The sequence below is a fragment of the Paludisphaera rhizosphaerae genome, assembly GCF_011065895.1.
Taxonomy (GTDB): domain Bacteria; phylum Planctomycetota; class Planctomycetia; order Isosphaerales; family Isosphaeraceae; genus Paludisphaera; species Paludisphaera rhizosphaerae.
In genome coordinates this window covers 41,659-53,851 of record NZ_JAALCR010000019.1, presented here as the reverse complement: position 1 = coordinate 53,851, position 12,193 = coordinate 41,659, and the positions used below count along the sequence as shown (strand labels likewise).

Here is a 12,193-nt window from a genome sequence, read left to right as displayed (position 1 = left end):
CTGTCGAATCGGATGCGGACGATCTCCGGGCGGACGAGAATTTCCGAAACGACGTTGGTTGCTCATAATCCAACCCCCAAACAGAGATCAGTTAAACGACCTGGAACCAAAAACGTCCAAAAACCACTAACATCAAACGATTAACGGAATTTCACTCTCGCCGCCGACACCGGTCAAGAAAAAACCGAATTCGACGCCGTCGACTGCGGCCGTCCAGAGGACTCAATTCGGGACGTCTGAATGGGATCGAATCGATCTCAGGCTCTCGGGCGTGTTCCGGACCGGAATTGTTCTCGAATCCGAAAGCGCCGACGGGCGTCGTTTACAAACCGCGCCGGCTTGCTCCGGGGACGTTCGGCCGCTAGACTGTTGTTAAACAATCGTCGGACAGAGGGAGGCGAGGTCGATGTTGACTCTCTGGGGACCGGGCGGGAAAGGGCGGTATTGCGACGGGATGTCGCGGCGCTCGTTCATCCAGGTTGGCGGGCTGGCGATGGGGGGGCTCTCGCTGCCGCAGATGTTCGCGGCGGGGGCTCGCGGCGATTCCGCGCTCGACGCTCGCAAGTCGGTCATCATGATCTACCTGACGGGCGGGCTGGCCCATCAGGACACCGTCGACCCCAAGCCCGACGCCCCCGAAGGCGTCCGGGGCGAGTTCAAGCCCATCGCGACGAGCCTCCCCGGCGTCTTCCTCAGCGAGTTGATGCCCCGCACGGCCGCGATCATGGACAAGGTCGCGATCATCCGGTCGCTGGTCGGCCAGGTGGACGAGCACTCCAGCTTCCAGAGCATGACCGGCTTCCCCATGGGGATCTCCCAGCGCGAGGGGAGGCCGCACTTCGGGTCGATCGTTTCGAAGATCCAGGGGCCGGTGAACCCCGTGGTCCCGCCGTTCGTCGACCTGGCCCCGGTGATGCAGCACCGCCCTTATAACACGCCCGGCCCGGGGATGGCCGGCACGTCGCACAAGGGGGCGAAGATGGAGGGGGACGATCTGGCCCTCCTGAAACCTCCCGCCGACATGGCCCCCGACCGCTTCGCCGGCCGTCGCGACCTCCTCGGCCGGTTCGACGCCTTTCGCAACTCCGTCGACGGCTCGGCCGTCGAAGGAATGGGCTCGTGCTACAAGCAGGCGTTCGACGTGCTCACGTCCGACGCCCTGGCGAAGGCCCTCGACGTCGAGCGCGAGGACCCGACCCTCCGCGCCCGCTACGGCATCGGCTCGCCCAAGCACCTGGGCGACGGCGGCCCCATGTGGAACGACCAGTTCCTCATCGCCCGGCGACTCGTCGAGGCCGGCGCACGCTGCGTGACCCTCTCATACGGCTTCTGGGACACCCACGGCAACAACTTCAACCACCTGCGCAACGTGATGCCGCTCTTCGATCAGGGAGTCTCCGCCCTGGTGCAGGACCTCCACGCGCGGGGCCTCGACCGCGATTGCACGCTAGTCGTCTGGGGCGAGTTCGGCCGGACGCCGAAGATCAACGCCCAGGCCGGCCGCGACCACTGGGCCCCCGTGAACTCGGCGATCCTCGCCGGCGGCGGCATGAAGGTCGGCCAGGTGATCGGCTCGACCGACAAGATCGGAGCCCACGCCGCCGCTCGCCCCGTCCACTTCCGCGACGTCCTGGCCACCGTCTACCACAACCTCGGCCTCGACCCCCACGCCGTCCTCCACGACAAGGGCAACCGCCCCGTCAACATCCTCCCCCCCGAGAACGAGCCGATCGCCGAGCTGATCTGAAAGGCCCGAGCGACCGCCGATTCCCCCATCCCAAACGATTGACCGGGGACCTCACGCTCGGATATAGTCGAGACCTCAACTGAGACTGAGTCTCAACACCACCATGAAAACATTCTGAGACGACCCCCATGGATCAAGCGTACCGCGAGGTTGCGGAGCCGAGCGTCGACGAGGCGAGCGAGGTGATCGAGGTCGAGGGCGTCGGGGAAGAAGAGTCGCCGAGGAAGGTCAGTCCGGCGCTGGCGATGGCTCGGGCGGCGGCCGAGCGAGCGGCGCAGGCGGAGGCGGCGGCTCCCGAGGCGAAGTCGCGAGCCTGGGGGCGGGACGCGTTGATGGTGGTGCGGAGGTCGCACCTGTATGCGGGGCTGCTGCTGTATCCCTGGGTGCTGCTTTACGGGGTGACGGCCTTCCTGTTCAACCACCCGGGGGCCTTTTCGGATCAGACGATGATCCAGTTCGGCCGTGACCAGATGAAGGGGACGGCGCTGGAGAAGCTCCCCGCGCCGGTTGAACTCGCCTCGAAGGTGGTGGCCGCCCTGAACGCGAAGAAGGAGGGGGCGTCGTACCGGCTGCTCAAGCCCGAGGCCGCGCGGTTCGAGCGCGGCGGCGTGAGCGCGAGCGTCAAAGGAGCCGACGGCAAGTTCTACACGGTCTCCATCGACGGCGACGGCAACGGCGGCATGATCCGACTGACCCCCGCCGGCGCGGCCGTCGAAGGCGGCATGGGCGGCCCTGAAGCGAAGGGAGCCCGTCGCGGAGGGGGACGCGGCGGCGAGGGTGGCTTCGAAGGTCGCGGCGAGGGCGGCATGGGCCGCGGCCGCGGCGAAGCGGGAGCCGAAGGACGCGGCGGCGAGGGCGGCACGGGACGCGGACGTGGCGAGGGGGGAGCTGAAGGCCGGGGACGCGGTGAAGGAGGCCGAGGCGGCGAGGGCGGCTTCGGAGGCCGCGGGCGCGGCGAAGGCGGTCCTGGAGGACGGGGTGCCGAGGGGCCGCCGGCTCCCTTCGCAACCACTGGCCTGTCGATCGACGGCCTGCCGCTGGAGGAGATCCGCGAAGCGCTGCCGACGGTGCTGGCTCGCGTCGGCCTGACTGGGGCCACGGTGGCCGACCTTCGCGTCGCCCCGCTGTCGTTCCAGATGGAGGCCGAAGGGCGTCCCTGGCTGGCGAACTGGAGCCAGGAGACCGGCGCCGTCGCCGGCCGGTCGATCGACGATCCCGCCTCGCAGGCCGAGTTGACCACCCGCCGGTTCCTGCTCCGGCTGCACACGATCCACGGCTATCCGTCGGAGTTCGGCCAGCGCTGGATCTGGGCGTTGATCGTGGACTGCATGGCCTTCCTGATGGTCTTCTGGGGCCTCTCGGGCATCATCATGTGGTGGCAGATCAAGCGGACCCGCCGCATCGGGGCGATCGCCCTGTCGCTGAGCACCGCCGCCGCCGTCTGGATCGGCGTGGGAATGCACGGCTACTTCGTCAACGGGGGACGATAAGCCGCGAAGGCAAAGCCGGCGGCGACCAAAGTCGCCGCCGGCCTCCCTTCAATCATTTATGAGAATGACCGTGCGCGGTCTTCGAATGCTTGTGGCTATGCTCGCTGTGCTCGTGGGCCGTCGTCGCATGCTTCTTGGCGTGCTCGTGCTCGCCGTGGGCATGGTGATGCGCCGCCTGCTCATGATGATGCGCCGCCGCATGGTGATGCGCCGCCGCCAGCTGATGAGCCTCGACGCCCGAATGCTTGGTCGATTCCGCCATGATTTCCGCACTCCTTTGTTGGAGAGGTGGAGAGAAGGACGGGCCTCCTGATCGGCCCGCCCGCCCAATGAAAGGGCGCTAATCTCCAAATGCAGAATCGATGCCATGAACGGGATCGAAGCGACCGTCTCGGATCGAGCTTTCATGCGGATCGATCATCGCCGGCCGCTTCTCGCAGACGCCGCGCGTGTTCGAAGAACAGGGCAGCCGACTCCACATCGCCCAGACCCTGCCAGGCTGTTCCGCGCAGATGAGCCAGCATGTGCGGAGGGAAGTCTGATTCCCAATCCCTCAAGAGGGCCAGCACACCGTCCCAGTCGCCACGTCCGCAGGCTTCGTTGACGACGGTCAGACGCGCCTCGAACAGCGGGCCGACCGCCCTCCTGTCAGGGACGGGGTCGGAGATGGAATACAGGTCGCCCGAAAGGCAGCCCGCCCGATCCTTCTCGTCCTTGGTGAGTGCGTACCAGGGGGCGTCGGAAGCCTCGCGAACGGCGTCGGCCTCTGCGGAATCGCCCAGGCCGGCGACTTCCAGGCGGTGGAGTTCACGGACCTGGCGGGCGAAGGCGAGATAGTTCACGCTCAATAGGCCTGGTGGGGGCAGCATGCGCCGAACTCGTTGAACAACGGGAAGCCGATCAATCGTCGGCGACGGCGACTTGAAGTGGCTCGGATCGTTCCGACGCTCCCAGGATCGAACGCGCGTGGGGGCTCTCAAAGAAGACCCTCAGCAAGGCGTCCATCGCGCGCTGCTGGATTTGGCCCCCCGTTTCCCAGCGGGAAAGCGTCGATTCGGCGATCCGAAGATGATAGGCCAGTTGCTTCTGGGTGAGCCCAAGGCGCTTACGGTTCTCGACGATCTCGGCTGGTTGAAGGAGGCCGGCCGCCTCGCGAAGCGCCGCGCTGATCCGATCATCGGCCGAGTCGTCGAGGGCGATCGCGCCGCAGTTCGCACACTGAAGGACCTCGAAATCCTTCAATGTCAACGAGTAACTCCGGCCGTCGTGATCAACAGTCGTCTCGTAACGATCAATCGTCGTACGACGCATCTGGCGTTCGCGGCAGTTCATACATCGTCGAAGCGCGGAAGACATAAACTAGCCCTCATTTGCGCTGGGGATGGGCGTTGACGATCAGCACCATTGGTACGTCCGGATCGTTATCCGTCAGCCTCATCTCAACGAAGATCCCGTACAGGAACTCATCCACGGGCAATATAACTTTGTAGTAAAATTTGAAATCGTCCCGCCAACGTTCGCGAGTCTCAACGACCTCGACGACGACGTGATCGCCGGTTTCGCGAACATAATCGCGGACCGCTTCCCGGATAAATCTCGGAGTCAGCCCCTTGAGGTCGGGATCGTTCCTGACTCGAAGGGCCGCCCCTTCATCCCAAAAGAAGCAGTTGCTGATGCCTGCACATATTGACTTGCAGACGAGAGCATGCTCTTCAGGGCTCAGCATACAGACAGGGCCTTCCTCGACGGTTCGAAACTCGTCACATCAATTAGGATAGGCACGAACTTGCTGTAAGTCAACACGCCCAATAAACCAGCGGCAAATCGATGAATGAAAACGACTTACAGAACATAAAAGCCTCGCTCAAACGCTCTTCCCATGCCGTGTCGCCACGATGCGGACGACGACCGACTTGGACGAGGGGGTCAGGCTGCGGGCGTCGACGTCGTCGAGGGGGACGAGGGGGTTGGTCTCGGGGTAGTAGGCGGCGCAGGAGCCTTCGGGGACGTCGTGGGCGACGACGATGAACCGGGGGCAGACGCGGGTCTCGCCCTTGTGTTCGCCGAGGATGTCGACGACCTGGCGGTCGACCAGGCCCAGGCGGTCGACGTCGCGGGCGTTCATGAAGACGATTCGGCGCGTGTTGTAGACGCCTCGATAGCGGTCGTCGTAGCCGTAGATCGTGGTGTTGAACTGGTCGTGGCTGCGGATCGTCGCCAGCAGCAGGCGGCCGGGGCCGCAGGGGTCGGCCGGGATTGGATGGGCCATGAACCGGGCCTTGCCCGTCGCCGTGACGAACCGTCGCTCCGCCGCCGGGTTGACCAGCGTGAAGCCGCCGGGATGACGGACGCGCTCGTTATACTCGTGGAAGCCGGGGACCGTCTTTTCGATCAGGTCGCGGATCCGGTCGTAGTCGTCGGCCAGCGATTCCCAGTCGACGGGCGACGACGCCCCTAGCGCCGCCATGGCCAGGCGAGTGACGATCCACGGCTCGCTCCGGAGCATCGGCGAGCCCGGCTTCAGGCTCCCGTGCGAGGCGTGGATCACCGACATCGAATCCTCCACCGTGACGAACTGAGTGCCGGACGCCTGCACGTCCAGCTCGGTGCGGCCGAGACAGGGGAGGATCAGGGCCTCGCGGCCGACCGTCAGATGGCCTCGATTCAGCTTGGTGGCCACGGAGACCGTCAGCCGGCATCGCGAGAGGGCCTCGGCCGTGTAGGCGGTGTCGGGCGACGCGACCGCGAAGTTCCCCCCCATCGCGAAGAAGACGCCGACCTTCCCCTCGTGCATCGCCTTGATCGCCTCGACCACGCTGTAACCGTGCTCGCGCGGAGGCTCGAAGCCGAAGACCTTGCCAAGCCGGTCCAGGAACCCGGCCGAGGGACGCTCAAAGATCCCCATCGTCCGATCGCCCTGTACGTTGCTGTGCCCCCGGACCGGACAGGCCCCCGCACCCGGGCGGCCGATGTTGCCCCGGAGCAGAAGCAGGTCGCCGATCGCCTGGACGTTCGCCACGCCCCAGCGATGCTGGGTGATCCCCATCCCCCAGCAGGCGATCACGCGGTCGGCCTTCGCGTACACGTCGGCCGCCGCGCGGATCATCTCGCGGCCGACGCCCGAGGATGCGACGATCGCGTCCCACGAGGTCGCGTCCAGGTCGGCGGCGAACTCGTCGAAGCCCGACGTGTGGTCGCGGATGAACGGCAGGTCGAGCACCTGGCCGGGATTCCGACGCTCGGCGTCGACAATCTCCTTCATGATCCCCTTCAACAGCGCGAGGTCGCCGCCGATCCGCACCGGGATGTACATCGAGGCGATCGACCGGCCTCCCTTGAGCATGTCGATGGGGTGCTGCGGGTGCGCGAACCGCTCCAGCCCACGCTCGCGCAGGGGGTTGACGGCCACGATCTTGCAGCCGCGTTCGGCGGCGTTGGCGAGGGTCGTCAGCATCCGAGGGTGGTTCGTCCCCGGATTGTGACCGAAGAGGAACATGGCGTCGGCCAGCTCGAAATCGTCGAGCGTCACCATCCCCTTGCCGACCCCAAGCTGCTCCTGGAGCCCAAAGCTCGTCGACTCGTGGCACATGTTCGAGCAGTCCGGCAGGTTGTTGGTGCCGAACAGGCGGGCGAACAACTGGTACAGGAACGCGGCCTCGTTGCTGGTGCGGCCCGAAGTGTAGAAGACCGCCTCGTTCGGCGACCCCAGCCCCTTCAGTTCGCGACCGATCAGAGCGAAGGCGTCCTCCCACGAGATCGGCTCGTAATGGTCGGCCCCTGAGGCGAGGTGCATCGGCTGCGTCAAGCGGCCCTGGTTCTCCAGCCAGTGGTCGTCGTGCTCCCGAAGCTGCGGCACCGACCACTTCCGGAAGAAGGCCGGGCGGACCCGCCAGACCGTCGCCTCAGCCGAGACCGCCTTGACGCCGTTCTCGCAGAACTCGAACGTCTCGCGACGGTCCGACCCCGACTCCGTCCAGGCGCAGCTTGGGCAGTCGAAGCCCTTCACCTGGTTGATCTTCAGGAACATGTCGGCCGACCGCAGCGGCCCCATCTGCGGGAGCGCCTTCTTCATCGAGTTGACGATCGCGCCGAACCCCGCCGCCGCGTGGTGGTAAGGCTGAACGTCCACCGTCGCCAGTTCGACGGGCAAGGGCGAAGAGGAGGAGGGGGACGCAGGCTCCGAAGTCGAGGATGCGTCCTCGTTGACAGCCTCAGTCGCTTCCGGCGACGTCGCTTCGTGTTCGGCCATGATCGTCTCCCGTCGTCGAAATTGGAGAGGCTCGCTCGGCTCAGGCCCCGACGTCGATGCGCCCGGGGTTTGTATAAATATTGAATCGGTCGCCGCGGAGGAAGCCGACCAGGGTGATCCCCAGTCGGTCGGCCGTCTCCACCGCCAGGCTCGACGGAGCCGACACGGCGCAGACGATCGGCACGCCGGCGACGGCCGCCTTTTGCAGGATCTCGAACCCCGCGCGACCAGAGGCCAGCAGAATCCGGTCCGACAGCGGCAGCCCGCCGTCGAGAAACGCCCGGCCGACGATCTTGTCGACGGCGTTGTGCCGTCCCACATCCTCGCGGACGGCCAGCAGGCGGCCGTCGGCGTCGAACAGGCCGGCGGCGTGCAGGCCCCCGGTCCGGTCGAACCCGCGCTGGGCGGGGCGAAGGGCGTCGGGCAGACCGGCGAGCGTCGAGGCCCGCACGACCGGCCCCGGCGCGACGGCGCCGCAACGAATGAACGCCTGGTCGAGCGTCGCCTTGCCGCAGACGCCGCAACTGGACGAGGCGAAGAAGTTCCGCTTCAGGGCCGAGCCGTCGAACGGCCGCGCCAGTGCGATCGAGACGACCTGCGAGTGCCACGGCGCGGGTGCGTCGGAGGTTGAGATCCGGTCGTCCCGGTCGATGAGCCCCTCGGTGTAGAGGAAGCCGACGGCGAGTTCAACGTCGCTGCCGGGCGTCCGCATCGTCACGGCGACGCTCACCGGCTCCTGGTCGGGGCCGGCGACTCGGATCTCCAGCGGCTCCTCGACGGCCACCCAGTCGTAGTGGTCGTCTGCGCCCGAAGTCCCCCGCACGCGCACGCTAACCCTCGCCACCGCCCGCGCGGGGTGAGGGACGTTGACGTCGGGGAGGTGGACGCCCGTCGGCTCGTGCATCGCCGGCCCGCCAAACCGAGGCCGTGGAAATCCCGCGCGATCCGTCGGGATCGCACCTTATCGCGGGTGTACGACCGACTAAAATGATAGGGACGCGGACGACGTCGGGGCAACCGTCCCCCGGCCGACTCCCCCGCGACGCCCCCTTACGGCCCGAACCTTGCACGGACGGAGGTGGGCGCTACGCCCCGAGCACGATTCGCCCGGCCTTGCCTTGCACGCAACGAGGATGCCCCGATCATGAGCAGCGACCCCCGCACCCGGAAGCCGACGCCGGACGAAAACGACCTCGAACTGGAGACCGACTCGCGGTTCCCTTCCGGGCCCTGGGTCGGCTATTTCCTCCAGGCTGAACTCCCCCCCGGCAAGCACGGGATGGAGCTGCGCCTGACCTTCAAACGCGGCGTCATCACCGGCGAAGGCCGCGACATGATCGGCGACTTCATCATCCGAGGCAAGTATCAGGTCGAGGACGGCAAGTGCTGGTGGACCAAACGGTTCATCGGCAAGCACGACGTCGCCTACCAGGGTTATAACGAAGGCAAGGGGATCTGGGGCACCTGGGAGATCCCCCCGTCGTGGAAGGGCGGCTTCTACATCTGGCCCGAAGCCATGGGCGACCCGACCAAGCAGAAGCTCCACGAAGCCATCGAAGAGCCCTTCAACGACTTCATCGAAGCCGACGCCCCGGCCGAACTCACCGTCGCCGCCGCCGAGATCGAACCTCAGGCCGACGATTCGTTGCCGGCCTGACCGACCCCGGGAGCCGGCAACCCTCAGGTCCCTTCTCCCGTCGGGAGAGGGGACCTATCACCTATCTAGAGCAACGAACGATCGGGTTGCACACGGAGCGGAGGAGTCAAGGGGGACTGGCTCCGCAGCGCAGCGGAGGTGCCTGTCCCCCTTGACTCCGAAGCGGCCTCGGGGATGCCCGGAGAAAGGGGACAGGCACCCGGCCGCCAGGTCGATACCAAGGGCCGAGGCGTTCGCGCCGGGAGCCAGTCCCCTTTCTCCTCCGCCGTGTGCAATTCAAGCGGTCGGCGCTCTAGGATCCGCCGGTACGGCTCGCCTCGTCATGCGCCGGCCGAGGCCCCAGCCGTTTGACCAGGGTGACGACGTTCCCCCGGGCGTTGTATTTCACCTCGTCCATGAACGTCCGCATCAGCAGCAGACCCCGGCCGCCGATGCGGGCGAGGTCCTCGTCCGCGACGGGGCGAGTCAGGCGGCCGTGGTCGAAGCCGGGCCCGTCGTCGGCGATGACGAAGACGGCGGAATGATGGTCGAGCGCCGCCTTTACGCGAAGCCGGCGCGATCGATAGGGCTCCTGCACCCGCCGGGTCTCTCCCAGCAGGTAAAAGACGGTCTCGTCCTCCTGCCGGAGTTCGGAGTCCAACTCCAGGTTGCCGTGGTAGAGCGCGTTGGCCAGAGCTTCTTGCAAGGCGACGTGCAGCCGAATGCGCTCGGGATGTTCGAGCAAGCCGAGGGCGGCGACCTCCTCGACCAGGACGTGGCCGAGGGTCCAGACGAGGTCGGGTTCGCAGCCCAGCTCGTACTCGGACGTTCGCGACCGAAGGCGACGGTTCAAGCCCTGGCGACGGCGATCGACGCGGAATGCGTCCAGGGCGCGACGCAACGTGGGCACGAGGTCTTTCTCCAGACGGGACTTGGTCAGATAGTCCGCGGCTCCGGCGCGAAGAGCGGCAACGGCTTCGTCCTCGCCCCCAAAAGCGGTCATCAGAATGATGGGCAGACCGGGATGGGGCCCTCGAATCCGACGGACCAACTCCAGACCATCGACCCCGGGCATAACCAGATCGGTCAAAATCAGATCCGGGGCGTCGGCTTGAACGACCTCCAGCGCTTCGGCGCCGCTGGAGGCGAATTCAACGGTCAGGCCCTCGAATCCGGCGAGCAAGCGGGCGATGAAACCGCGTTCGAAATCAGAATCGTCAACGATCAGGAGTCGGGGCAACTTCGCATCCTGATCCATGGATACCGGCCGACCCTTTACGGTCAGCATAGCGATGCATCCTCCTTGCCAGAAACATCGACGATGGAGGCTGGTCCGGCAACTTTTTCCTTACGGATTGTATCCAGGTCCGCCGCCGGACTCCCAGATCGGAGCCCGACCGCGCAACTCCCGGGGGCTGCGAACCGGCCGAACGGCCGTCGCAACGCCCGTCATGCAACGACGATTTCAGGAAAACCAGGCGCGGCGACGGCCTTGAGGGCGTTCGCCGCGGAGCCAGCGGCGAAGGTCGTCGGCGAAGTCCTGGCACGAGGCGTATCGGTGTTCGGGCCGACGGGCGGTCGCCCTGCGGCAAACCTCGGCCAGGGGACGCGGCACGCGCGGGTCCACGGTCGAGGGGCAGGGGGGCTCGACGGCGGCGGCGGCCTGGGCCATGACCGCCGCGGGACCGCCCTCGAACGGCGGCCGGCCGCAAAGCAGCTCGAACAGCAAGGCGCCCAGGCTGTACTGGTCGCTGGCCGGGAGGACCTCGCCTCGGCCTTCGCCCACCTGTTCGGGGGCGAGGTACGCCGGCGTGCCGATGATCACGTCGAGGGCGTCGGCCGCGGCCGGGTCGGGCGAATCCGGGCGGTAGGCGATGCCGAAGTCCATCAGGTGGACGCCGCCCCGGGCGTCGATCCGGACGTTCGCCGGCTTGACGTCGCGATGAACGATCCCCAGACCGTGGGCGTACGCCAGGGCCTCGGCCAGGTCGGCCACGATCTCCGCGGCGCGACGGGGGGCCGGCCGACCCTCGGCGAGCACCACGTCCAGGCTGCGGCCCTCGATCAGGTCGAGAGCCAGGTAGAGCCGGTCGCCGTCGCGGCCGGCCTCGAAGATCGAGACGATGCCGGGATGCTTCAGCCGGGCCAGGGCGCGGGCCTCTCCCAGGAACCGCTCCTGAGCCCGCGACGACCGCGGGGCCTCGTCACGCAGCAGCTTGAGGGCGACCTGTCGTTCCAGGGTCGGGTCGAACGCGCGGTAGACCGTGGCGTGGCGGCCCTCGCCCAGCAGGCCCATGATTCGGAACCGCCCCAGCCCGCGCTCGCCCCCCTCGACGCCGGGAATCCGTTCCGGGCGAATCGCCGCCAGAACCCCTGTGCGCGAGGCGTCCGCCGGACCCAAAGCGGGGACGGTGTATGAACTTTCGTTCCAGGCGAATCCGAAGCCCGAGGCTTCCTCAACCAGATGGTCCCACGGCTCGTCCCAGTCGCCGGGACCGAACGCGGCGGCGCGGAACTCGCCGCTATCCGTCATCGCCGCAGCCGATCGGGCCGAGTTGGGAGGAGCCAGCACGGCCACCCCGCCGGAGCCGGAGCCAACCCCAAACCCCTTCGCCGCCGACCTGGCGGAACCGAACCGGGGCGACGCGGCCGCCGTCCATCCTGAGTCCGACCCCGAGCCGACGCAGGGCTCGACCGGACGGAGCTTGGTCCGACACCGCGGGCATCGGAAGATCCGACCCAGGGAGTCGTCCCCCAGGTGGTTGATACGTCCGCAGGAGGGGTTGGGGCAATGCGCGATGGTGGTCATCTTGATCTCCTTATCTCGCCCTCGGCCCGAGGCCTCTCCGCGCGATGGCGGCCCCCCGGCCCGACGTCCCGATCACATCCCTGTTTGCTGGAACCCTCGCGATCGACTAAGCTGGCCTGCCGTCACTGAGCCGACGACTTTTGAGGAAAGGAAAGCGCCCTGATCTCGCGTCTTCTGATGATTCAGCCGACTTTAGCGGGGCCTTCTCCGACTGTGCAAGACGTCAAGTCGAACTTTCTTGTAGAATCCTCCGCAGGACCGT

Annotated in this window: 11 protein-coding genes; 3 read left to right on the top strand and 8 right to left on the bottom strand. The window is 66.9% G+C overall.

All coding sequences use genetic code 11. The features are described from left to right. Positions 1–406: 406 nt before the first annotated feature. Positions 407–1,747, top strand: coding sequence for a DUF1501 domain-containing protein (locus G5C50_RS22330; RefSeq protein WP_165073124.1), 1,341 nt, complete (start codon positions 407–409; stop codon positions 1,745–1,747). A 128-nt stretch (positions 1,748–1,875) separates the two neighbouring features. After that, positions 1,876–3,237: a PepSY domain-containing protein gene (locus G5C50_RS33050; RefSeq protein WP_165073122.1), complete on the top strand. Its 1,362-nt coding sequence runs from the start codon at positions 1,876–1,878 to the stop codon at positions 3,235–3,237. Between the two features lie 52 nt (positions 3,238–3,289). Here the strand turns inward: G5C50_RS33050 and G5C50_RS22320 are convergent, their stop codons facing one another. From G5C50_RS22320 to fdhD, 6 genes are all read right to left on the bottom strand, one after another. Continuing rightward, complete coding sequence (locus G5C50_RS22320) at positions 3,290–3,499, bottom strand: hypothetical protein (RefSeq protein WP_165073121.1); 210 nt, start codon at positions 3,497–3,499, stop codon at positions 3,290–3,292. 142 nt (positions 3,500–3,641) lie between these two features. Continuing rightward, the gene (locus tag G5C50_RS22315; protein WP_165073119.1) at positions 3,642–4,106 is read right to left on the bottom strand and encodes a hypothetical protein; all 465 of its coding nucleotides are present in this window, start codon (positions 4,104–4,106) and stop codon (positions 3,642–3,644) included. Positions 4,107–4,137: 31 nt separating this feature from the next. Beyond that, entirely contained in the window at positions 4,138–4,569 is a 432-nt protein-coding gene (locus G5C50_RS22310) for a type II TA system antitoxin MqsA family protein (protein ID WP_255487509.1), read from the bottom strand. Positions 4,570–4,603: 34 nt separating this feature from the next. Beyond that, complete coding sequence (locus G5C50_RS22305; RefSeq protein ID WP_165073116.1) at positions 4,604–4,963, bottom strand: hypothetical protein; 360 nt, start codon at positions 4,961–4,963, stop codon at positions 4,604–4,606. Between the two features lie 138 nt (positions 4,964–5,101). Then, complete coding sequence (locus G5C50_RS22300; RefSeq protein ID WP_165073114.1) at positions 5,102–7,486, bottom strand: FdhF/YdeP family oxidoreductase; 2,385 nt, start codon at positions 7,484–7,486, stop codon at positions 5,102–5,104. Between the two features lie 40 nt (positions 7,487–7,526). Beyond that, positions 7,527–8,390 (bottom strand): formate dehydrogenase accessory sulfurtransferase FdhD, encoded by an 864-nt coding sequence (fdhD, locus tag G5C50_RS22295; protein ID WP_165073112.1) that lies wholly within the window; start codon positions 8,388–8,390, stop codon positions 7,527–7,529. A gap of 240 nt (positions 8,391–8,630) precedes the next feature. Here fdhD and G5C50_RS22290 point away from each other — a divergent pair, with 240 nt between their 5' ends. Further along, positions 8,631–9,143: a hypothetical protein gene (locus G5C50_RS22290; RefSeq protein ID WP_165073110.1), complete on the top strand. Its 513-nt coding sequence runs from the start codon at positions 8,631–8,633 to the stop codon at positions 9,141–9,143. Positions 9,144–9,435: 292 nt separating this feature from the next. On the opposite strand, the gene G5C50_RS22285 is transcribed toward G5C50_RS22290, so the two are convergent. Further along, positions 9,436–10,362, bottom strand: coding sequence for a response regulator (locus G5C50_RS22285; RefSeq protein ID WP_165073108.1), 927 nt, complete (start codon positions 10,360–10,362; stop codon positions 9,436–9,438). A gap of 225 nt (positions 10,363–10,587) precedes the next feature. Further along, positions 10,588–11,931, bottom strand: coding sequence for a protein kinase domain-containing protein (locus G5C50_RS22280; protein WP_165073106.1), 1,344 nt, complete (start codon positions 11,929–11,931; stop codon positions 10,588–10,590). Positions 11,932–12,193 lie beyond the last annotated feature (262 nt).

Bases quoted from the DNA above. Each gene is read 5' to 3' on its own strand.
- G5C50_RS22330 (WP_165073124.1), top strand. From the start codon at position 407: ATGTTGACTCTCTGGGGACCGGGCGGGAAAGGGCGGTATTGCGACGGG.
- G5C50_RS33050 (WP_165073122.1), top strand. From the start codon at position 1,876: ATGGATCAAGCGTACCGCGAGGTTGCGGAGCCGAGCGTCGACGAGGCG.
- G5C50_RS22320 (WP_165073121.1), bottom strand. From the start codon at position 3,499: ATGGCGGAATCGACCAAGCATTCGGGCGTCGAGGCTCATCAGCTGGCG.
- G5C50_RS22315 (WP_165073119.1), bottom strand. From the start codon at position 4,106: ATGCTGCCCCCACCAGGCCTATTGAGCGTGAACTATCTCGCCTTCGCC.
- G5C50_RS22310 (WP_255487509.1), bottom strand. From the start codon at position 4,569: ATGAACTGCCGCGAACGCCAGATGCGTCGTACGACGATTGATCGTTAC.
- G5C50_RS22305 (WP_165073116.1), bottom strand. From the start codon at position 4,963: ATGCTGAGCCCTGAAGAGCATGCTCTCGTCTGCAAGTCAATATGTGCA.
- G5C50_RS22300 (WP_165073114.1), bottom strand. From the start codon at position 7,486: ATGGCCGAACACGAAGCGACGTCGCCGGAAGCGACTGAGGCTGTCAAC.
- fdhD (WP_165073112.1), bottom strand. From the start codon at position 8,390: ATGCACGAGCCGACGGGCGTCCACCTCCCCGACGTCAACGTCCCTCAC.
- G5C50_RS22290 (WP_165073110.1), top strand. From the start codon at position 8,631: ATGAGCAGCGACCCCCGCACCCGGAAGCCGACGCCGGACGAAAACGAC.
- G5C50_RS22280 (WP_165073106.1), bottom strand. From the start codon at position 11,931: ATGACCACCATCGCGCATTGCCCCAACCCCTCCTGCGGACGTATCAAC.